Raw genomic sequence first — 20,417 nt, forward strand, 5'->3', positions numbered from 1 at the left:
CTCGCGTCGCCCCAGTGGTAGGGGCAACGCGCTCTCATACGTCGGAGCGAGACGTTCGCCCGGCGGCGCTGCCGTATCAGCCCTCGCGTGACGGGCCGCGCAGCGTCTTCGTGATCGGTCCGACGAGCGGGTCGTATTCCGAGCGCAGCGAAGGCGGGTAGCGGATCGAGATCGAATGGATGAGGCCGCCGCGGAAGATGTAGCGCTCGTAGAAGATCTTGCCGTCCCGATATCCCGACACCACCGCCCAACTATTGCCGGAAGCGTCATAGGTCACGCGGTCGGTGGAGGCCCGATCCCCGATCACCGATTTCGGCGTCTCGCCGCCATTGTTGGGCCGGGCATAGATGAAGATCTGGGCGCCATCCGGTGAGGCCCAGCCAAGGCCGTCGCCATTGGTCGGCGCCGGCAGCCGGTTCGGGAATTCCTCCGACGGGAAGGTCGCGGAGGTGCCGTAGCGTTCGTTCCTGTAATTGATGTCGCCCGCCAGCGCGGGGGCGCAGCTTACCAGTGCCGCGAGCCCGATGCCCGCAGCTGTCGCGATCAGCGATGTCTGCATCAGAATTATCCTCCGGTCACGCTCATATGCCGCGAGACCGAAGGCCTCTTCGTCGCGCGGTCGATGATGAAGTCATGTCCCTTCGGCTTGCGGCCGATTGCCTCGTCAATGGCATGCGACAGCAATTCGTTCCCCTCCGAGGCCCTGAGTGGGGCCCTGAGGTCTGCGGCGTCTTCCTGGCCGAGGCACATGAATAGCGTGCCCGTGCAGGTGACCCGAACCCGGTTGCAGCTTTCGCAGAAATTGTGCGTCATCGGCGTGATGAAGCCGAGGCGCCCGCCGGTCTCGGCAATCTCGACATAGCGCGCCGGGCCGCCGGTCTTGAACGGAATGTCGTCGAGCGTCCACCGCTCGGAAAGGTCGGTGCGCACCTGGCTCAGCGGCAGATAGCGATCGGTCCGGTCCTCGTCGATCTCGCCCATCGGCATGGTCTCGATCAGGGTGAAGTCCATGCCCTCGCCATGCGCCCATTCGATCATCGACGGGATTTCGGCGTCGTTGAAGCCCTTCAGCGCGACGGCGTTGAGCTTGATGTGGATGCCGGCGTCCTGGGCGGCGCGGATGCCCTTCATCACCTGATCGAGTTCGCCCCAGCGCGTGATCTCGCGGAACTTGTCGGGATCGAGCGTGTCGAGCGAGACGTTGAGCCGCTTGACGCCGCAATCGGCGAGTTCGGAGGCGAAACGCGTCAGCTGCGAGCCATTGGTGGTCAGCGTCAGTTCCTGCAGGGCGCCGGAATCGAGATGGCGCGACAGCGAGCGGATGAGGTGCATGATGTTCTTGCGCACCAAGGGCTCGCCGCCCGTCAGCCGCAGCTTCTTCACGCCCTTTTCGACGAAAGCGGTGGCCAGCCGGTCGAGTTCTTCCAGCGTCAGGAGATCCCGCTTCGGCAGGAAGGTCATGTCCTCCGCCATGCAGTAGACGCAGCGGAAATCGCAACGGTCCGTGACGGAGACGCGCAGATAGGTTATCGCGCGGCCGAACGGATCGATCATCTCCGGCCCGACAGGTTGTGGCTGACGGGTCGTGGCGATCGGCTCGGCGGCGACAGGTCGCGGCGTCTTGATCAGGCCGGTCGTGTCGAGAAGATTGTAGCGCATGCGGGGCGTTGTCTCGGTCATGCGACGAATGTGGAAGGCGCTGGGGTCCCGGTCAAGCGGCCGGTTCCGATCAAGCCATTCAACGAAGGAATGAATCCGCTATGACCGAAAGCTCTCCAGCCCCCGAGGAACTGCGGGTCGGCGCCGACCGTCGGACCCTCGTCGTGGTGTTTCCGGGCGGGGCGCGGGACGAATTTTCCGCCGAATTCCTGCGCGTCCTCTCCCCCTCTGCCGAGGTCCAGGGCCATTCGCCCGACCAGAGGAAGACTGTCGGCGGCAAGAAGGATGTCGCCATCGCCAACATCCTGCCGATCGGCCATTACGCCATCCGCATCGTCTTTTCCGACGGTCACGACAGCGGCATCTACACCTGGAGCTATCTCGCCGAGCTCGGTCGCGAGAAGGACGAACGCTGGCGGGCCTATCTCGAAGAGCTGAAGGCCAAGGGGCTGAAGCGGGAGCGGTGACGTCCGGCGATGCCGGATGAGGGAGCCGGCCGCGTCCCCCAGTGCGAGACCGTCGCCGGTCAGTACAGCGTCGCCTTCATGTGCTCGGGATATCCGGCATCGTAGGTCTTGCCGTCGAATTCCCGGTCCAGGGCCGAGAGGATGTCGCCAGCGGTGGGAAGCGTCGAGCGCTCGACTTGGCACGCGGGGTCCCAGAGCCGGGAGCGGGCGAGCGCCTTCTGGCACTGGAAATAGACACGCTCGACATGGATGCGCAGCACCGACTTCGCCGGTTTTCCACCGACGTCGAACAGGGCGAGAAGGGCCGGATCGACGTCGATCTCGGCGGTTCCGTTCACCCTGAGCGTTTCGCCGACGCCCGGCACCAGGAAGAGCAGCGCGACGCGCGGATCGCGCACGATGTTCTTCAACGTGTCGATGCGGTTGTTGCCGCGCCGGTCCGGCAGGAGCAGCGTGCGCTGGTCGGCGACCTTTACGAAGCCCGGCGCGTCGCCGCGCGGCGAACAGTCGAGGCCTTCCGGCCCGACGCTGGCGAGGAGGACGAAAGGCGAGGCTTCGATCAGTGCGCGGTAGTGATCGGAGAGGTGGTCGAGCTCCTTCGTCAGCGCCCGAGCGACCGGCGGTTCGCTGTAGACCCGCTGTAGCGCCTCGATGTCGCGGATGATCGTGTCGCTCATGCTCTGTCCTCCATTCCGGGCGGACGCTGATCCATCCGCTTCGCACCGGCAAGCCCGCCCGCCGTCCGCCCGGAAATTGTGGGCTCCGGTGGAGGGCGGCCGATGCCCAAGTCGTGGCCGCCCTTGTCGCATCCGATCGCCGGTGGCTACTTGGCGGCCGTTCCCGGCTGGCCGGCGTGCATGCCGGACATGGCATCGTGATCGCCGGCCATCTCCGGCTTCCGCGTCGCAACGTCTTCGACCGCGAGTTCGACAGCGACCGAGCCCGCCTTCTCGAACTTCAGCGTCAGCGGCACCCGCATGCCCTTGGTCAGGCGCTCTGTGGGCCCGATCAGCATGAGGTGATAGCTGCCGGGCTTCAGCGTGACCGACTGGCCGGCGGGAATCTCCAGCCCGTCCGGCAATTGCCGCATCTTCATGACGCCGCCATCGACGGACATCTCATGGACCTCGACGGCCTTGGCGGCCGGCGTCGACCCGCCGATGAGGCGGTCCGCCTCGGACCCGGTGTTGTCGATGGTCATGTAGCCGCCCGCGACCGGCGCGTTCGGCAGCGTCGCGCGGGCCCAGGGATGTCCGATGGTGATGGCGCCGGCCTTGTATTCGTGCGCCGCCGCGCCGGACGCGGTTGCGAGGGTCATGAAGGCGCCAAGCGCCAGCTTTTGGATGAGAGCCATGTCGTTTCTCCGTGCTCAACAAGTCTGATGCGTCGCGCGGCCTTTGCCCGCGACATCGAAGCTGTTCAGACTGAGACGGAGGGCGGGCCCCTGGGGGCGGGTACGACGACCGGTGGCGGTCGCGGCCCCGATCTTTCGACGAGGGGCGGCAACCAGTCGCGGCGAGATTCGGCGAGCGCGAAGGCGGCGCCGAGGTCGGTCTGCGGCGGCAGGCTCGCGAGGAGATGGACCTGTGCGCCGCAGGCGATGCCGCACTGGCAGTCGAGGCAGCAATCATGCGTCTGGGATGGATCGCCCGGCAGCGTCACGGCGCCGCCATGGCAGATCACCGGCCCGCCGAAGAGATCGCTCGCGCCGGTGGCGGCGCAGCCGAAGGCGGAGGCCGCCGCCTGGACCAGTAGCAGCTGCACGAGGATCAGCACGGCCGCGAAGGCCGCCGACCGATCCCGGAACAGCTGGCGAAAGATCCTCATGACGCCACCGATAGCACGAAATCGGCCGCTGCCAAGGACTCAGTTCAAGGGGGATATCGATGGTCCGCAGAGATGGTCGAGGGAGGCAGGGGACAAGCGGGCCGTCGCATGAAGGCGGCCCGCCTGGAGATGCCGGATCGCCTGGCCCGGACGCGCGGTCCGGGCCGTTCGGAGCGCCCCTCAGGCCGCTTGGTGCAGGCGCCGGGCGAAGAGCGGGCCGCTTGTCGTCTTGGTGAGCGACTTCGCGGCCGCGAGCACGGCGAGGTCGATCAGCGGCTCGACGATGACGACCAGCATGTAGGCGCCGCCGAAGGTGGCGACGGCGGAGAAGCTCTGCGCTGTGACGCCCTCGCCATAGAACGCCCAGAAGGCGACCCAGGCGACGATGCCGCCCTGATAGGCCGTCGACAGCGACAGCGCCTGGAGGTAGCTCGTCTCGACATAGGGGGTGCGCTCGGGGATGATGCGCTTCGCCAGTGCCGAGATGCCCCAGAGCGGAACGAGCAGCGTCGTGACGTTCATGCCGTATTGCGGCAGGTCGAAGGGCGAGAAGAACAGCCCCTGGATCAGGAGGCCGGCGGCGAGGCCGATGGCGGCAGGCCCGGCGCCGAACATCAGGAAGAGCGTCGAGCCGAGGATGAGATGGACCTCGGAGATGCCGACCGGATAGTGCGGCAGGATCTGGAAGAACGAGAAGACGAGCGCGGTCGCGACAGCGCTGCGGCCGGCAAGGCTGACGAGGCCGCCGTCCCGCCGGACGGTGTCGGCCGCGAGCTTCAGGCCGACGACGGCCGCGCCGGCTCCGGTCGCGAAGGACAACGCGATCTTGGCGCCGGTGACGACACCGGGTTCGATATGCATGTGGGTCTCCTTTCTGCACCCGCCGTGCAGGAGATGTTGAGGATGCGCCAAAAGGGGCGCGACTTTCGATGGCAGGTCTCCTGGCTTGCGGGTCTTCGCTCGGCCTTGCCTTCCCGGCCTCTCAGCCAGTGGCAGTTCAGGCGTCGCTCGCCGCTTACAGTTGCGGGGGCAGCCACGGTCTCGGTCCCTGATGGGTACGCCTCACCGTGTTCCCTTTTCATCCGCCGGCGCGTCGGCGCGCGGCAGAACCATCGGCATCGATGCTAACCCGACAATTGGTTCGATGGGAAGACGCGCTTACGCTTTTTCCCGTTTCCGCCCGATCCGGCCCCCGTCGTACGGGCGATCAGCGCCGGAAGGCTGGCAGCGCGTCGAAAGCGCTTTTCAGGGCTTCGGACCAGCCCTCGGAGATCATCTGGTAATAGGGGTCGCGCTGGTCGAAGCGGCGGCGATAGCCGGCGACGTGGCTGTCGGTCTCGTAGAACTGCATGTCGATCGGCAGGCCGACGGAGAGGTTCGAGCGGATCGTCGAATCGAAGGAGACGAGCAGCAGCTTGGCGCATTCCTCCAGCGACATCGCCGGGTCGTAGGTGCGGATGATGATCGGCCGGCCGTATTTGTGCTCGCCGATCTGGAAGAACGGATTGTCCGCGCCCGCCTCGATGAAATTGCCTTCCGGATAGATCATGAACAGGCGCGGCCGGCCGCCCTTAATCTGGCCGCCGAGGATGAAGGAGGCGGAAAAGACGGCGTCCGCCGTCTGGCCCCCCTGGGCGGTGCCGGAGATCACTTCCTTGACCGTCTCGCCGATCAGCTTGGCGGTCTGGAACATGGAGGGCTGGGTGAGAATGCCGGGCTGGCGCTCGGCCGGCGCGACCATTCGCTCATCGAGCAGCGAGACCGTCGCCTGGGTCGTGGCGAGATTGCCGGCGCTAAGCAGGCACAGGAAGCGCTCGCCCGGCACCTCCCATGTCTTCATCTTGGATACGACGGAAATATTGTCGACGCCCGCATTCGTCCGTGTATCGGACATGAATACGAGTCCACGATCGACCAGAAGCCCGACACAGTACGTCATCGTAGTCATCTGCCCCAGAAGTGCCGCGACCGTTATAGGATTCGCTGCTTGCGCGGATCATTCGTCATGTCGACGCCGGGGGCAATCGGCGATATTTGGCCGGCCAAGATTGTTTCGAACTGTTGCCGGTTGGTGGCGCTGACGCAATCCCGCATCAGAAAGTGCGCCTACAGCGCCTCGCAGCAGTCCGTGACGCAGTGGCCTCGCTTCAAGTGGCGCTCGGCGGCCGCGAGGCGCGCCTCCTCCTGCCGCACCGGCCGGTCGGCGATGACCGGCACGAACGAGTTGCCCAGAAAGCCGGTGACGCTTTCGACGTCGCCCTTCGCCGAGCATTTCGACAAATAGCTCGGATCCTCGGTTCCGCCGCCCGTCGCCTCGAGAAGGCAGAATGCGCCCTTTTCCGCCGTGGCCGCTCGCCTGAGGCGCGAGCGATCGGGTCCGGCCGAGACCGCTGCCTGGAAATGGCTGATCTTCGCAAGGTCCACCGTGAGATTTGCCCTCAGGTCGGGGCTGCCGCCGAGGCCGCCGCTGCGAAAAATCTCGAAGACGAACCGGCAGTCGCTCTTGCGATACGTCTTGACCACGTTGAGGAAACCGCTCGCCTGAGCGCCCTCACCGGGGATCGTCAGCCGGAAGAGCCCCGAGCGCGGCGATTCCCATCGGTCCGGCGAGTGCGGGTTTCGCGCGCCCGGCTCGATGCCGAGGATGATGTAGGCGGCCGCATCTTCGGACGGCCCGGCCGCAGCCGGTGCCGGCGTCAGGGCGAGGAGTGCGGGCATTAAGGCGCAGGCCGCGATCGCGCGACGAAGGTGCATCATCGACATGCCTCGATTGTTTCGGAAGAGTCATTCTGCACCACCAGCTGTTAAGTCGGGCATGCTGCCGTCAGGCGCATTTGATTCGAAATGAACGCAAGCAAGGCCCGCAGCCATCGTGTCGGAAACCACCCTCTACGCCCCGGTCAAGTCGTTCCTCGAAGGGCTCGGTCTTTCGGTGAAAGGCGAGATCGGCGGCTGCGACATCCTGGCCGTCAGTCCGGATTCGCCGCCCATTCTCGTGGTTTGCGAGCTGAAGATGAGCTTCAACCTCGAACTCGTCCTGCAGGGCGTCGACCGGGCGGCGGCCTGCGACGAGGTCTGGCTAGCCGCCCGCCTCTCCGCCCGCGGCAAGGGACGCGAGAGCGACAAGCGCTTTCGCGCGCTCTGCCGCCGGCTCGGCTTCGGCCTTCTCGGCGTTGGCGGGGACGGGACGGTCGAACCGCTGCTCAGCCCTGCGGCTCCCGCGCCACGCCGCGATCCGCGCCGCCGGTCGCGCCTCGTCGACGAGCACCGGCGCCGACGCGGCGATCCGGCCGAGGGCGGCAGCACGCGGGCACCGATCATGACCGCCTACCGGCAGGACGCGCTCGCCTGTGCAAGGGCCATGGTGGAAGCGCCACAGCGGCCGCGCGATCTCAAGCAGGCCGTCCCGACGGCAGCCAAGATCCTGCAGCGCAACGTCTATGGCTGGTTCGAGCGCGTCGATCGCGGCCTCTACGGCCTGACGCCGGCCGGCATCGAGGCGCTCGCGCGCTGGCCCTCTGCCGAACACGGCGAGGACAGGGCGCCCGCGCAGGCGGCCTGACGTCTTCTGGCGCTTACGCGTCGGCGCGGCCGAAGGCCCGGCCGCTAGGGCTGTGGGAGATCCCGCACGAGCCGGAAAAAGGGGTCAAGGCGTTGCCAGCGGGTCGTCCCAGCGGGCTTCCTTCACCACTTCTTCCTTGATCTGCGACAGGAGATCGGGTGTGCGCACGAGCGGCCGCACGCCGTGCGAATGGTATTCGCCAAAGACATTGCCGTTCTCTGCCCAGCGCTCGAGCGAATTGATGTCGAGCTTGGCGCATTGCGGCCGGACGCTCCAGGTAACCTGGGCGGGCGAGCAAATCGCCTGGGAGTAATCCGGGCCTGTGGTCGAGCCGGAATAGACGACCGGCTTGCCGGTGCCGCTCGGCAGGGCCTTTGGCTGGTAGTGGCCGCCCATGCGTCGACCCTGATAGTCGAAATCGGCGAAGTCGAGCGCCTTGGCATCGTTGACGAGCAGGAAGACCTGCGCCTCGACGCGAAGCGTGGGGTTGCTGCAGGTGCCGCTCGAACAGGCGCCGAGACCTTCGCCCGGCGGAACGTCGCAGGATGTGTAGACCCAGTGAACCTCGATCGTGTCGCCGGGTTCGGCCCCTTCGAATGCCCTGCGTCCTTCGGCCGTGGGGGCCAATTCTGCCGCCGACAGCGCGTCACTGCCGTTGCACCGGTAGCCGCCTTTTTCGCCTTCGCCGGCATAGACGGAGAAGCCGGGACCCTTGTGCTCGGCATTGGTATGGGTGTGGATGTTGCAGAGATTCATCACGCCGGCATCCGGCGCCTCGCCGGAGACGACGCCGTTGCGGCCTTCATGGACGCCGATGTCGCGCGGCGACTGCGGCCCGTACCCCCGGCAGATGTCCTCGGCCAGACCCGGCGTCGCCAACACGACCGAGATCGCTGCGCCTGACATGGTCCGGACGAAGAGGCTTCGCGCTGTCATCGATGAATGATCCCCAGGCCGATCGGGGCCGGCCGCCCGTGCAAATGTCCCCGGCGTGACCGATACAGGATCCGGCTTGTCGTTCTGTTAATAATACGTAGACAATACAATAAGTTACCTCTCGGTCGGAATGAGGGGGCGCCTGGCGGCATCGCCGAAACCGCCGCCGGGACGGGCGCCGGCCGCAGCGGCCGGAGGCGAGGCGGCGCACGATCGATGTCGCTGGGCCCCTGGGCCGCAAGGGTCGACAGGCCGAAGCTCGTCTTCCCCGCCCTTCGCATCCCCGCCGCTTTCCGCTATGAGCCGGATCGAACGGAATGGGAGCATGGCCGTGCCGGCAACGCGTGACGATCTGATGCGCTACCTGCAGGAACTCGGGATCGACGTTACGACGGTCGACCACCCGCCCGTATTCACCGTCGCGGAAAGCCAGGACATCCACCGCGACATGGTCGGTGGGCACACCAAGAATCTGTTCGTCAAGGACAAGAAGGGCCGCCACTTCCTGATCGTCGCGGAGCACGAAACGGTGGTGGAACTGAAGAGCCTGCACAAGCGCATCGGAGCGCAGGGACGCCTGTCCTTCGCCGGCCCCGACGCCATGCAGGCCATGCTCGGCGTCACGCCAGGCTCGGTGACCGCCTTCGGCGTCATCAACGACGAAGCCGGGGCGGTCAGCGTCGTGCTTGATGAGCGGCTGCTTGCGCACGATATGGTGAACTGCCATCCGCTGACGAACGAAGCGACCACCACGATCGCGACGCCGGATCTGATGGCGTTCTTCCGATCCTTAAGGCACGAGCCCCTCGTCATCGGGCTCGAGGCTGCGGACACCGACGGCGACGGGCAGGACCGATGAGCAACAATCCCTATGGCAATTCCCAGGGCGGCTACGGGCGCCAGACCACCATGGCGGGCAGAGAGCCTGCCGCCGGCCAGGCTCCGGCCACCGGCCTTTCCGGCTTCGGCGGGAGCCAACCTTCGGCGCCGGCGGATCTGATCAAGGATACGACCACGGCCAAGTTCTCGGCCGACGTCATCCAGGAATCGCGCCGCCAGCCGGTCATCGTCGACTTCTGGGCGCCCTGGTGCGGCCCCTGCAAGCAGCTGACGCCGATCCTGGAGCGCGCGGTCACCGCGGCGGGCGGCAAGGTGAAGCTCGTCAAGATGAACATCGACGAGCATCCCGCGATCGCCGGCCAGTTGGGAGTCCAGTCGATTCCCGCGGTCTTCGCCTTCGTCGGTGGGCAGCCGGTGGACGGCTTCATGGGAGCCTTGCCCGAGAGCGAGGTGAAGGCCTTCATCGACCGCCTCACACAGGGGCACGGCGGCGAGGAAGGCGATCCGATCGCCGAGGCGCTCGACCAGGCGAAGGGCCTGCTCGACCAGGGCGACGCGGCGAGCGCAGCCCAGCTCTTCGGCGCCATCCTGCAGCACGAGCCCGGCCATCCTGGCGCGACGGCGGGCCTGGCGGAATGCTACATCGCGGCCGGCGACGCCGAGCGTGCCAAGGCGCTGATCGACCAGGTGCCGGCCGACAAGGCGGACGACCCGGCGCTGGCCGGCGTGCGCGCCAAGCTGAAGCTCGCCGAGGAGATCGCGGAGCTCGGCGATCCGGTGCAGCTGCAGGCGCGGATCGAGGGCGATCCGGACGATCATCAGGCGCGCTACGATCTCGCTCTGATCGCGCAGGCCCGCGGCGACCGCGCCACGGCGGCCGGCCATCTCCTGGAAATCATCCGGCGCGAGCGGGGCTGGAACGACGAGGGCGCCCGCAAGAAGCTGCTCGAATTCTTCGAAGCCTGGGGACCGACCGATCCTGCGACCAAGGAGGCCCGGCGCCGGCTCTCCTCGCTTCTGTTTTCCTAAGGCCTCTTGGCGCGCGAGCGGCTCTGACGGGCCGCATCGCGCGTCATTGCCGCAGGATGCGCTGCCTCCCTTGAGTTCGCCCGCCCGGGTCCCAAATGCAGGATCGGCAACGGAGGCGACGATTGGTTCAGGCGGGCAATGTCAATTATGCGGACGAGGCTGACCTTCCGTCGGCCGTCCCGGTGTTTCCGCTGAGCGGAGCGCTGCTCCTTCCCGGCGGCCAATTGCCGCTGAACATTTTCGAGCCGCGCTACCTGGCGATGATCGACGATGCCATGGCGAGCGACCGGATCATCGGCATGATCCAGCCCCGGCTTGACGGAGCATCGCGCTCGGACGGCGACCCCGAGCTCTGCCAGGTCGGCTGCCTCGGCCGCATCACCTCGCTGACCGAGACCGGCGACGGCCGCTACATCATCAATCTCCAGGGGATCGCGCGGTTCCGCGTCACTGAAGAGATCCACCGTCAGAACAAGCCCTATCGCTGCTGCCGGCTCACCGCCTTCCTGCGCGACCTGAATTTCGGCGAGGGGGCGAAGGAGGTCGACCGCGACGCCCTCCTGAAGGCCTTCCGCCAGTATCTCGACGCCAATCAGCTGGAAGCCGATTGGGAAAGCGTCAGCCGGGCCTCCAACGAGACGCTGGTCAATGCGCTCTGCATGATGTCGCCCTATGGTGCGGCGGAAAAGCAGGCGCTGCTCGAGGCGCCGGACCTGAAAACCCGCGCCGAGACGTTGATCGCCATCACCGAGATCGCCCTGGCCCGCGAGGGCGAGGACGGCTCGAACCACACGCTGCAGTGACGGGCATGCCTCGCGCGTTCGGCTCGCCGCCATCGGCGCTTTCGGGCGATGCGGCGGTGAGCTAGAACGGCTGCGAGGCGCGATGATTTGCGCCGCGCCCAGCCAAGCGCGCCGGAGAGAATGATGAGCGACCGCCAGAAGGCCGGCAAGCCGGATCCCAAGCTCCTGGAACTCCTGGTCTGCCCCCTGACCAAGACGACCCTGTCCTACGACCGCGAGAAGAACGAGCTCGTGTCCCGGGCCGCCAAGCTCGCCTATCCCATTCGTGACGGCATCCCGATCATGCTGCCGTCCGAGGCGCGGGAACTGGAGGAGTAGCGGGCGGAACAGGCACGCTGTCTGTCACTGCCTTCGAAGCGGCGCCATCTGGAGCGACTTCGGCGCGACGTCAGCCGATGAAGCCGCCGACGAAGGCAGCACAGACTGCGACGGCGGCCCCGAGCAGCGTCAGTTCGATGAGGGGGACCGGCCGGCGATAGGTGCGATGTTCCTCGCCGCCGATCGGCCGGAAGGGCGGGCGGCTCTCGCCGCCGACCCCGTAGGCAGAATGGCAGTCCGGGCAGGCCATCATATGCCGGCCCCGTCGCCGACCGTCGTCGGGTCATTCTTCTTTCCCTGCTCCGGCGGCTCGTTCGCCCCGAAGGCGACGGCCAGGAACGGCCGCAGCGCGAAGTCGAGGAGCGCCAGGACGAAGATCAGGGCGAAGTTCATCCCGAACAGCAGCGCCAGGAAGGCGACGAGAACCGAGCCGGCGATCCGCGAGCGCAGAACCGCCTCGCGCCGCGCCGGGCTGCCCGTCGCCGCTTCGCCAAGCCAAAGCGTCGTCAGCCGGCCGAGCAGACCCTTCTTCGCCGCCGTCGGCGTTTCCGCGTCTTCATCGGAACCCGCGGCGGCCTCGGCCACCGGCTGCCGGACGATGCCGAGCGCTGCGGTCTCGTTGGTCACCGGGTCGATGAGGATGAACGAGCCGAGCTCGCGGTTCTCGCCATAGGGGGCGGCGACGATCAGCCGGTCGGCGGCGATGGTCACCTTGCCGATCTCGTTCATCAAGAGGGCGTTGGCCGGCTTCTGCTCATAGGAGTGGATGTCGACCTGGCCGTCGAGGGTCCGGACGCTCGCCGGGGTCTGGCTGGAGGCGAGCTTCAGGACGAAGCGGCCGCCGGCGACCAGCGGGCGGTCGACCATCCAGAGGAGATCGGCCGTGAAGCTCCTGCCGACGGCAACGGTGTCGCCGGGCGCGACGAGCACGTCGCCACGCGAGACGTCGATCTCGTCGGCAAGCGTCAGCGTGATCGCCTCGCCCGCCTCGGCTTCCTCGACCTCGCCGTTCGGACCGAAGACGCCCTTGACGGTCGTGCGCCGATCGCCCGGCAGGACCGCGATCGGATCGCCCTTGGCGATCTGGCCGCCGACGATCGTGCCGGTGAAGCCGCGGAAATCGAGATTGGGCCGGTTGACCCACTGGACCGGCAGGCGGAAGGGCTCGGCCGACGCATCGAAGGTCTCCGGCTGCACGCTCTCCAGCCGCTCCAGCAGCGTCTCGCCGTCATACCACGGCGTATTGGCGGAGCGCGTGGCGATGTTGTCGCCGTTCTTGGCCGAGATCGGGACGAAGCTGACATCGGTGAAGCCGAGCGAGGGCAGGAGCGCCTCGTAGTCGCGGCGGATCTCTGCGAAGCGCTCCTGGCTGAAGTCGACGAGGTCCATCTTGTTGATCGCGACGACGACGCTCTTGATGCCGACGAGCGAGGTGATGAAGGAGTGCCGCCGGGTCTGCGGCAGGATGCCCTTGCGCGCGTCGACGAGGATCACCGCGAGTTCGGCCTGGGATGCGCCCGTCGCCATGTTGCGGGTGTACTGCTCATGGCCGGGCGTATCGGCGATGATGAAGGCGCGGCCGCCGGTCGAGAAGTAGCGATAGGCAACGTCGATGGTGATGCCCTGCTCGCGCTCGGCCGACAGACCGTCGACGAGGAGGGCGAAGTCGAGATCCTCGCCGGTCGTGCCGAACTTCTTGGAATCGCGCTTCAGGGCCTCCATCTGGTCGTCGAAGACCGCATTGGTCTCGTAGAGCAGCCGCCCGATCAGCGTCGACTTGCCGTCGTCGACCGAGCCGCAGGTGATGAAGCGCAGGAGCGATTCCGCCGGCGAGACGAGCGGCTGCATGGCCCCCTGCGGGTCGACCAGCGAGAGACCGCCCTCGCCGGGAACCGGGTCCGGCGCGGGACCGGCGAAGGTCTCGTCCTCTAGCGCAGCGGCGGGGGAGGGCGTTGCCCGATCGGCTTCGTCGGGAAGGCGGCGTGCCTGAAATGCGCTGGTCATCAGAAATAGCCTTCCTGCTTCTTCTCTTCCATCGAGGCGCCGGAATCCTGGTCGATCACCCGGCCCTGGCGCTCGGACACGCGCGAGCCGCGCATCTCGGAAATGACGTCGTCGAGGGTCCTCGCCTCGGATTCCACGGCGCCGGTGAGCGGGTAGCAGCCGAGGGTACGGAAGCGGACCATCATGGTCTCGACGCTCTCGCCAGGCCTTAGCTCCATGCGCTCGTCGTCCTTCATGATGAGAGCGCCGTCGCGCTTCACGATCGGGCGCGGCGCGGCGAAGTAGAGCGGCACGACAGGGATGGCCTCGAGCGCGATGTAGTCCCAGACGTCCTGCTCGGTCCAGTTGGACAGGGGGAAGACCCGGAAGCTCTCGCCCTTCTTCTTGCGCGTGTTGAACAGGCGCCAGGGCTCGGGCCGCTGGTTCTTGGCATCCCAGCGATGCTCGGGCGTCCTCAGCGAGAAGATGCGTTCCTTGGCTCTGGACTTCTCCTCGTCGCGGCGCGCGCCGCCGAAGGCCGCGTCGAACTTGTAGATGTCGAGCGCCTGCTTCAGCGCCTCGGTCTTCATCACGTCGGTGTGGACACGGCTGCCCGATGCGAAGGGATTGATCCCCCGCCGCAGCCCGTCCTGATTGGTGTGGACGATGAGGTCGAGCCCAAGTTCCTTGGCGCGCCGGTCGCGGAACTCGATCATCTCGCGGAACTTCCAGGTCGTGTCGACATGGAGGAGCGGGAAGGGCGGCTTGCCCGGCGCGAAGGCCTTCATCGCCAGATGCAGCATGACCGCCGAATCCTTGCCGATGGAATAGAGCATCACCGGGTTCTCGGCCGTCGCCGCCACCTCGCGGATGATGAAGATCGACTCGGCCTCGAGCCGCTGCAGATGCGTCATGTGCTTCATGGGAGGAAGCCTTCTCGTTGAGGGCGCTGCCGTGCGAGGCGACGGCGTCGCGCTACAGGCCGCAGACGCCGGATCGTCGGCGCAAAAACAGTCATGTCGTCATCCTCGGGCTCCGTCCCGAGGATCCAGTCCTTCATCGCAGCCCGTACCTGTCGGGCCGTATGCTCGCGTACGCCGCTCTTCTGGATCCTCGGGACGGTGCCCGAGGATGACGAAGCGGGGAGGGGCCGCGTCATCCTGAGGTGTGGCGGAGCCTTCGGCAGGAAGTCCGGCGCCGCCTCAGATCCCGGCGCCCTCGCTGACTGCCGCGGGATCGGGGTCCGGCACGTGTAGCCCGCATTCGCGCTTGGTGTCGTCCTCCCACCACCAGCGGCCGGCGCGCTCGGGCTCGCCCGGCTGGACCGCCCGGGTGCAGGGAGCGCAGCCGATCGACGGAAAGCCCTTGGCGTGCAGCGCGTTTATTGGCACGCCGTGACGCTCGACATAGTCGGCAACGCGTGGCCGCGACCAGTCGAAGATCGGGTTCGTCTTCACCAGCTTCCTGACGCTGTCATAGCCGACGAAGTCCATGTCGTGGCGGTTGGCCGACTGGTCGGCCCGAAGGCCGGTCACCCAGGCGCTCGCGCCGTCGAGCGCCCGTTTCAGCGGCTCGACCTTGCGCACGCCGCAGCAGGCGAGCCGGAACTCCTTGGCGTAGTAGAAGCCGTCGATCCCCTGTTCTTCGATGAGGGTCTCCAGCGCCTCGGCCCGCGGATATTTCGCATGGATGCGCTTGCCGTATTTCTCCTCGGTCTTGCGCCAGACGTCGTAGGTCTCGGGGAACAGCCGACCGGTGTCGAGCGTCACGACCTCGATCTTGATGGCGTTCGCGAAGATCAGATGGGTGAGCATCTGGTCCTCAATGCCGAGGCTGGTGGTGAAGACGATGCGGCCCTTCACCTTCTCGCGAAGCTGGAGCAGGCGCTCCAGGGGCGTCAGATCGTGGAACTCCGCGTTCAGCGTTTCGGCGAGGAGCTTCGGATCCTGGATCATGACGCGATGCCTTTCCGTGCGGCGAGGCGCTGCTCGAGAATGCTCGGCCGCTCGCCATAGCCCGTCTGGTAATGGTCGGTGACCGTGTCCTTCGCCGCCAGCCATTGCTGCACTGGCTGGCGGTTCGCCATGGTCTCCGGCAGTTCCACCTCGTCGAATCCGCAGGCGAGGATGTCGGCGAACTCGTCGGCGATCAGCGGACCGGAGGCGCGCAGGGTCCTGGCGAAGCCGGCCCGGCGCAGGCGCCTTGCGAGCGACAGGCCGCGTCCGTCGGAAAAGGCCGGGAACTCGACCGCGATCAGATCGGCACCATCGAAATAGGGCGCGATGTCTTCGATAAGGGCGTTGCAGGGGACCGAGAGGCCGAAGCCGAGATCCGGCCGGGCCGCGCATGCGGCCTCGGCCAGCGCCAGCGGCACGATGACCGGGCCCTCGGCGGCCTTGGCCGCATCGACGCTGTCGATCCGCGTGAAGGCGTCGTTCTTGGCGCCGCTTGCAGCGATCAGGGTCATTATTCCGCGGCCTCCTGGGCTTCGCTGCGGCTTGCAACGAATTCCGTGAACGTCGCCTTGAACGGGTCGAGGCCGGCCCGGCGCACGGTTTCGATGAAGCTCTCCTCACCCTGCTTTTCGGCAAGATAGGTCTCGACGATCGCCTCGATCGCGCCCGGCACGTCCTCGGCGTCGATGCCGGGACCGAGGCGTTCACCGAGCGCGGCGTGCTCGGTGGCGTCGCCGCCGACCGTGATCTGGTAGTTCTCGCGCCCGCCCTTTTCGAGCCCGAGAATGCCGATCGCGCCGACATGGTGATGGCCGCAGGCATTGATGCAGCCGGAGATCTTGATCGGCAGATGGCCGATCGCCCTTTGCCTGTTCTCGTCGGCGAAGGTCTTCGCGATGCCTTGCGCGATCGGGATCGATTTCGCCGTCGCCAGCGCGCAGTAGTCGAGGCCCGGGCAGGCGATGATGTCGGTGATGAGGCCGGCATTGGCCGAAGCGAGACCTGCCTCCTTCAGAGCCGCGAAGACCGCCGGGACGTCATCCTTCTTCACATGCGGCAGGACGAGGTTCTGGCTGTGCGTCACCCGGAACTCGTCGAAGGAGAAGCGCTCGCAGATGTCGGCGAAGGCCCGCATCTGGTCGGCGCTCATGTCGCCCGGCACGGCGCCGATCTCCTTCAACGCGATGGTCAGCGCGATATAGCCCGGCTGCTTATGGGCAAAGCCGTTCTGTTCGACGAAGCGGTCGAGCGCCGGGTCGATAGCCCGGGCCTGCTCCAAGACCTCGGAGGTCTCGGCCAGATCCTCATAGGACGGCGGCGCGAAATAGGCGGTGATACGCTCCACCTCTTCCTGAGGCGCGTTGATCGTCGGTCCGTCGAGCTTGGCGTATTCCTCTTCGACCCGGGCGCGGAACTCCTCCTCGCCGGTCTCGTGGACGAGGATCTTCACCCGCGCCTTGAACTTGTTGTCGCGCCGGCCCTCGGAATTATAGACCCGCATCACCGCCTCGAGATAGGCGAGCAGTTCGTCCTTGGGCAGGAAGTCCTTGATCTTCTTGCCGATCATCGGGGTCCGGCCGAGGCCGCCGCCGACGATGACCTCGTATCCGACGGTGCCATGCGCGTTTCGCTTCAGCTTCAGGCCGATGTCGTGGACCATGATCGCCGCGCGGTCGTGCTCGGCGCCGGTGACGGCGATCTTGAACTTGCGGGGAAGCCAGACGAATTCCGGATGCAGGCTCGACCACTGGCGCAAAAGCTCGGCCGTCGGGCGCGGATCCTCGACCTCGTCGGCCGCGACGCCGGCGAACTGGTCGGAGGTGACGTTGCGGATGCAGTTGCCTGAGGTCTGGATGCAGTGCATCTCGACATCGGCGAGACGGTCCAGGATGTCCGGCACGTCCTTCAGCTTCGGCCAGTTGAACTGCAGGTTCTGGCGCGTCGTGAAGTGGCCGTAGCCCTTGTCGTAGGTGTCGGCGATGTGCGCGAGTTGCCTCAGCTGCCGCGAATTCAGCGTGCCATAGGGCACGGCGATGCGCAGCATGTAGGCGTGGAGCTGGAGATAGAGCCCGTTCTTGAGGCGCAGGGGCTTGAACTCGTCCTCGGTCAGCGAGCCGTCGAGCCGCCGCTCCACCTGGCCCCGGAACTGGGCGACGCGCTCGCGTACGAAGCGTTCGTCGAATTCGTCGTAGCGGTACATGGCTCTTCCCTTGGAAATCGTCTGGCTGCGGCGGCGCCCGGACCGGCGCTTTGCCCCATTCCATTGCGTGGTGTCTCAGCCGAGCGGCGTGTATTCGGCCTGCTTGCCCATGTCCGGGTGGACCGACGGGCCCTTCTGGCGCATGGCGTCGCGGAAGTGGCGCGCGATGGGCAGGCCGGTGCCGTTGATGTCCACCGGCACGAGATAGGGATCGACAACCATGTTGGCCGCAGCCGCCGCCTTGCCCTCGGCCTCCATCTCGGCCGCGGTCTCCGCGTCATAGGCGACGCGCGCGGCCGACGGATCGAGCGTCCAGCCCTTGTCGGTCAGGAAGACGACGTCGCCCTCCAGGAGATGGTTCGCCATCACGATCGCCGGCAGCTTGTCGCCGCGGACCTTCGATCCCGCACGGTGGTCCTTCGCCATGCCCGTCTCCGCCTCTTCCTGCGCCGTCCTGGCGGCGATCGCGCCATAAGGCGACCCCGGCCAGTTTGTCAGCGTTCTAGATAGGCCGGATCGGCCGGAGGGTCACCGGCGGGATTTGCGGATTGGGTGGGGGAAGAGGAATGGATTTGCGGGCAAGGGGGGCGGCGAGAAAATTCGTGCGGGCGGGGGGTCTGCGAGCCGTTCCCACACGTAGGAACGCCGCCCGCCGTGATGACGGCGGGCGGCGTTGCGCATCCCCGGAGCGAGGTCAGAGTCCGGGGCGGCGATCTTTCGCCGAGCGTTAGAAGCGGTAGCGCAGGCTGCCGATGACCTTGCGGCCTTCGTCGCGGTAGCAATAGCCCGAGGTGCATATCGCCTTCTGCTCGTCGAACAGGTTCTTGGCGTTGACCTGCAGCTTCACGCCGTCGAAATCGGGGTCGAGTGCGCCGAAATCGTAGGAGAGCGCGGCGTCGACGAAGTAGCGATCGGAATTGTCGATCGTGTTGAGGTCGTCGCCGAAGCTCGTTCCGACATAGCGGACGCCCGCGCCGATCCCGAGCCCTGCGAGCCGCGATCCCGGCTGGAAGTCGTAGTGGCCCCAGATCGCGGCAATGTCGTTCGGCACGCCCGAGAGTTCCTTGCCGACGGTGCCGGCGGCACCGGCATCGATGGTCATCTCCATATGCGTGTAGGACGCGATGAGGCTGAGGCCGTTGTCGAGGGAGGTCCGGGCTTCGAACTCGACGCCCTTCGATGTGAGGTCGAGCTGGCGCTGCTTGTTGATGCCGGTCGATGCATCGAAGACGACGCCATCCTGCTGGGTAATGTGGAAATAGTCCGCCGTCAGAACCGCATTCGCGTCCGGGATCTCGTATTTGACGCCGACTTCCACCTGCTCGGCGATGGTCGGATCGGCGGTGCGGCTGACGCTGGAATTCAAATCGTCATAGACATTGCCGATGTTCGGGGAGAAGGAGCTCGAATAGTTGGCATAGGGAATGATGCCCCATTCGGTGCGGTAGGAGAGGCCGGCCCGGCCGGAAAACGCTTCGTCCTTCTGCCCGGTCTCGCTGTAGTCGGTGGCGTGCGACGTCGTGTCGACCCAGTCGTAGCGGCCGCTGAGGAACAGGTTGAAGTTGTTCCACTCCATCTGGTCGTGCAGATAGACGCCGGTCTGGTTGGTGTCCTGGCCGCCGTCATAGGCGAGATCGGCGTTCCGGATTGCGTCGAGGGAGACGTAGTCCAGCGCCTGCGCGCCGTCATAGGAGGCCCAGGTATAGTCGAGCCCGGCGACGGCGGTGTGTGCCACGGGACCGGTGTCGAAGGTGAACTGGGCCATGTTGTCGACGACGAAGGTCGACACGTCCTCCTGATAGTGTCCCCAGTAGCGGGCAAGATCCGGTGCGCCGGCATCGTAGAGCCCGCTATATTCGAGATCGGCATCGACATGGCTGTAGCGCAGGTTCTGGCGCACGGTCAGAAGATCGCTGAAGCGGTGCTCGAACTCGTAGCCGATACGGCCCTGTTCCTGGGTGAAGTCGTTGTAGCGCGGGTCGCCGTTGTAGATATCCGAGACTTGCCCGTAGGAGGGATTGTAGAAGGCGGCAGTGCCGCCCGTGACGCTGCGCGAGAGTTCGCCGAGGATGGTCAGAGACGTGTCGCCGTCGGGCCTGAACGCCAGCGCGGGGGCGATGTAGTACTTGTCATCCGGATAGCCCTCGAGCCAGGTGTCGGACTTCCTCGCCACGCCGGTCACCCGGTAGAGGATCGTGCCCGAGGCGTTTGCCGGGCCGGTTGCGTCGAAATTCGCCTGATAGCGTTGATCTTCGCCGTAGATCAGCTCGATCTCGTGGAACGGGACGTCCTTCGGACGCTTGGTGACGAGGTTCACGATGCCGCCGGGACCGCTGACGCCGTAGAGAGACGAGGCCGGCCCCTTCAGGATGGTGATGCCTTCCAGGCCATAAGGCTCGGTCTTGTAGAGGCCGGTCGGCGAATTGTACTGGCGCAGGCCGTCGCGGAAGAGCCCGTTGTAATAGGCGTTGAAGCCACGCAGCGTGAAGGCGTCGAAGCGGCTGTCGAAGCCGAAATTGCCGGTGTTCGCGCTTGCCGTGTAGGTGAGCGCCTCGTTCAGCGTCCGCGGTTCCTGATCCTCGATCTGGTCCTCGGTGACGACGGAAACGGCCTGCGGGATTTCGGCGATCGGCGTGTCGACCTTGGTGCCGATCCGGTCCTGCCTCGCGACATAGCCGTCCTGCTTCAGGATGTCGTTGCTCTCGGACTCGATCTGCACCGTGTCGAGATTGATGACGAGCCCGTTCTCCTGTGCGTGCGCGGCCAGGGGCCCTGCCATCAGGCCGATACCGCTCGCCAGGAGGGCTCGGTAGCTGGACTTTCTTCCGGTGTTCATGG

General features: G+C 66.4%; 23 protein-coding genes and 1 riboswitch. Of the genes, 6 read left to right on the forward strand and 17 right to left on the reverse strand.

Features of this window, described 5'->3' with window-relative positions:
- Nucleotides 1–76: 76 nt before the first annotated feature.
- Together LH400_RS17440 and moaA are read right to left on the reverse strand one after the other, a co-directional pair.
- Nucleotides 77–559, reverse strand: a complete 483-nt coding sequence (locus LH400_RS17440) for a hypothetical protein (RefSeq protein WP_229154204.1) — start codon at nt 557–559, stop codon at nt 77–79.
- A 5-nt stretch (nt 560–564) separates the two neighbouring features.
- Nucleotides 565–1,554 (reverse strand): GTP 3',8-cyclase MoaA, encoded by a 990-nt coding sequence (moaA, locus tag LH400_RS17445; protein WP_229154446.1) that lies wholly within the window; start codon nt 1,552–1,554, stop codon nt 565–567.
- Nucleotides 1,555–1,760: 206 nt separating this feature from the next.
- On the opposite strand from moaA, the gene LH400_RS17450 reads away from it, so the two are divergent.
- Nucleotides 1,761–2,126, forward strand: a complete 366-nt coding sequence (locus tag LH400_RS17450; protein ID WP_229154206.1) for a gamma-butyrobetaine hydroxylase family protein — start codon at nt 1,761–1,763, stop codon at nt 2,124–2,126.
- Between the two features lie 59 nt (nt 2,127–2,185).
- Here the strand turns inward: LH400_RS17450 and LH400_RS17455 are convergent, their stop codons facing one another.
- From LH400_RS17455 to LH400_RS17480, 6 genes are all read right to left on the reverse strand, one after another.
- A complete protein-coding gene (locus LH400_RS17455) occupies nt 2,186–2,803 on the reverse strand; it encodes a pyridoxamine 5'-phosphate oxidase family protein (RefSeq protein WP_229154208.1) in 618 nt (205 codons plus the stop codon).
- 146 nt (nt 2,804–2,949) lie between these two features.
- A complete protein-coding gene (locus LH400_RS17460) occupies nt 2,950–3,480 on the reverse strand; it encodes a copper chaperone PCu(A)C (protein WP_229154210.1) in 531 nt (176 codons plus the stop codon).
- A 65-nt stretch (nt 3,481–3,545) separates the two neighbouring features.
- On the reverse strand, nt 3,546–3,953 hold the full coding sequence (locus LH400_RS17465) for a hypothetical protein (RefSeq protein ID WP_229154212.1): 408 nt from the start codon (nt 3,951–3,953) through the stop codon (nt 3,546–3,548).
- A 180-nt stretch (nt 3,954–4,133) separates the two neighbouring features.
- Nucleotides 4,134–4,814: an energy-coupling factor ABC transporter permease gene (locus tag LH400_RS17470; RefSeq protein ID WP_229154213.1), complete on the reverse strand. Its 681-nt coding sequence runs from the start codon at nt 4,812–4,814 to the stop codon at nt 4,134–4,136.
- Between the two features lie 53 nt (nt 4,815–4,867).
- Nucleotides 4,868–5,082: riboswitch (cobalamin riboswitch) on the reverse strand.
- Nucleotides 5,083–5,160: 78 nt separating this feature from the next.
- Nucleotides 5,161–5,892, reverse strand: coding sequence for a proteasome-type protease (locus tag LH400_RS17475; RefSeq protein WP_229154214.1), 732 nt, complete (start codon nt 5,890–5,892; stop codon nt 5,161–5,163).
- 167 nt (nt 5,893–6,059) lie between these two features.
- Nucleotides 6,060–6,671: a hypothetical protein gene (locus LH400_RS17480; RefSeq protein WP_229154215.1), complete on the reverse strand. Its 612-nt coding sequence runs from the start codon at nt 6,669–6,671 to the stop codon at nt 6,060–6,062.
- A 154-nt stretch (nt 6,672–6,825) separates the two neighbouring features.
- Between LH400_RS17480 and LH400_RS17485 the strand changes: the two genes are divergently transcribed.
- Nucleotides 6,826–7,515: a DUF2161 family putative PD-(D/E)XK-type phosphodiesterase gene (locus LH400_RS17485; RefSeq protein ID WP_229154216.1), complete on the forward strand. Its 690-nt coding sequence runs from the start codon at nt 6,826–6,828 to the stop codon at nt 7,513–7,515.
- 84 nt (nt 7,516–7,599) lie between these two features.
- Here LH400_RS17485 and LH400_RS17490 read toward each other — a convergent pair whose 3' ends face one another.
- Nucleotides 7,600–8,451 carry a delta-class carbonic anhydrase gene (locus LH400_RS17490; RefSeq protein WP_229154217.1) on the reverse strand — a complete coding sequence of 284 codons (852 nt, stop codon included), beginning with the start codon at nt 8,449–8,451 and terminating at the stop codon, nt 7,600–7,602.
- A 325-nt stretch (nt 8,452–8,776) separates the two neighbouring features.
- On the opposite strand from LH400_RS17490, the gene LH400_RS17495 reads away from it, so the two are divergent.
- The 4 genes from LH400_RS17495 to LH400_RS17510 all read left to right on the forward strand — a co-directional run bounded on the left by LH400_RS17495 (nt 8,777) and on the right by LH400_RS17510 (nt 11,441).
- On the forward strand, nt 8,777–9,310 hold the full coding sequence (locus LH400_RS17495) for a prolyl-tRNA synthetase associated domain-containing protein (RefSeq protein WP_229154219.1): 534 nt from the start codon (nt 8,777–8,779) through the stop codon (nt 9,308–9,310).
- A complete protein-coding gene (gene trxA, locus LH400_RS17500) occupies nt 9,307–10,320 on the forward strand; it encodes a thioredoxin (protein ID WP_229154221.1) in 1,014 nt (337 codons plus the stop codon). The genes LH400_RS17495 and trxA overlap by 4 nt, the downstream gene beginning before the upstream one ends.
- Nucleotides 10,321–10,415: 95 nt before the next feature.
- The gene (locus LH400_RS17505; RefSeq protein WP_229154223.1) at nt 10,416–11,123 is read left to right on the forward strand and encodes an LON peptidase substrate-binding domain-containing protein; all 708 of its coding nucleotides are present in this window, start codon (nt 10,416–10,418) and stop codon (nt 11,121–11,123) included.
- 123 nt (nt 11,124–11,246) lie between these two features.
- Nucleotides 11,247–11,441 carry a Trm112 family protein gene (locus tag LH400_RS17510; protein WP_370638412.1) on the forward strand — a complete coding sequence of 65 codons (195 nt, stop codon included), beginning with the start codon at nt 11,247–11,249 and terminating at the stop codon, nt 11,439–11,441.
- Nucleotides 11,442–11,511: 70 nt separating this feature from the next.
- Here LH400_RS17510 and LH400_RS17515 read toward each other — a convergent pair whose 3' ends face one another.
- The 8 genes from LH400_RS17515 to LH400_RS17550 all read right to left on the reverse strand — a co-directional run bounded on the left by LH400_RS17515 (nt 11,512) and on the right by LH400_RS17550 (nt 20,415).
- Nucleotides 11,512–11,694, reverse strand: coding sequence for a hypothetical protein (locus tag LH400_RS17515; RefSeq protein ID WP_229154227.1), 183 nt, complete (start codon nt 11,692–11,694; stop codon nt 11,512–11,514).
- The gene (gene cysN / locus LH400_RS17520) at nt 11,691–13,445 is read right to left on the reverse strand and encodes a sulfate adenylyltransferase subunit CysN (RefSeq protein ID WP_229154229.1); all 1,755 of its coding nucleotides are present in this window, start codon (nt 13,443–13,445) and stop codon (nt 11,691–11,693) included. The genes LH400_RS17515 and cysN overlap by 4 nt, the downstream gene beginning before the upstream one ends.
- Nucleotides 13,445–14,347 (reverse strand): sulfate adenylyltransferase subunit CysD, encoded by a 903-nt coding sequence (cysD, locus tag LH400_RS17525; protein WP_229154231.1) that lies wholly within the window; start codon nt 14,345–14,347, stop codon nt 13,445–13,447. The genes cysN and cysD overlap by 1 nt, the downstream gene beginning before the upstream one ends.
- 279 nt (nt 14,348–14,626) lie before the next feature.
- Nucleotides 14,627–15,379, reverse strand: a complete 753-nt coding sequence (locus LH400_RS17530; RefSeq protein WP_229154232.1) for a phosphoadenylyl-sulfate reductase — start codon at nt 15,377–15,379, stop codon at nt 14,627–14,629.
- Complete coding sequence (locus LH400_RS17535) at nt 15,376–15,891, reverse strand: DUF934 domain-containing protein (protein WP_229154233.1); 516 nt, start codon at nt 15,889–15,891, stop codon at nt 15,376–15,378. Before LH400_RS17535 ends, LH400_RS17530 begins: the two co-directional genes overlap by 4 nt.
- Entirely contained in the window at nt 15,891–17,579 is a 1,689-nt protein-coding gene (locus LH400_RS17540) for a nitrite/sulfite reductase (protein ID WP_229154234.1), read from the reverse strand. Before LH400_RS17540 ends, LH400_RS17535 begins: the two co-directional genes overlap by 1 nt.
- 75 nt (nt 17,580–17,654) lie before the next feature.
- On the reverse strand, nt 17,655–18,005 hold the full coding sequence (locus LH400_RS17545) for a DUF2849 domain-containing protein (protein ID WP_229154235.1): 351 nt from the start codon (nt 18,003–18,005) through the stop codon (nt 17,655–17,657).
- 301 nt (nt 18,006–18,306) lie between these two features.
- Nucleotides 18,307–20,415 (reverse strand): TonB-dependent siderophore receptor, encoded by a 2,109-nt coding sequence (locus LH400_RS17550; protein ID WP_229154236.1) that lies wholly within the window; start codon nt 20,413–20,415, stop codon nt 18,307–18,309.
- Between the last annotated feature and the right edge of the window lie 2 nt (nt 20,416–20,417).

Source organism: Jiella soli (genome assembly GCF_020615385.1).
In the GTDB taxonomy this organism is placed as follows: domain Bacteria; phylum Pseudomonadota; class Alphaproteobacteria; order Rhizobiales; family Rhizobiaceae; genus VKMB-3413.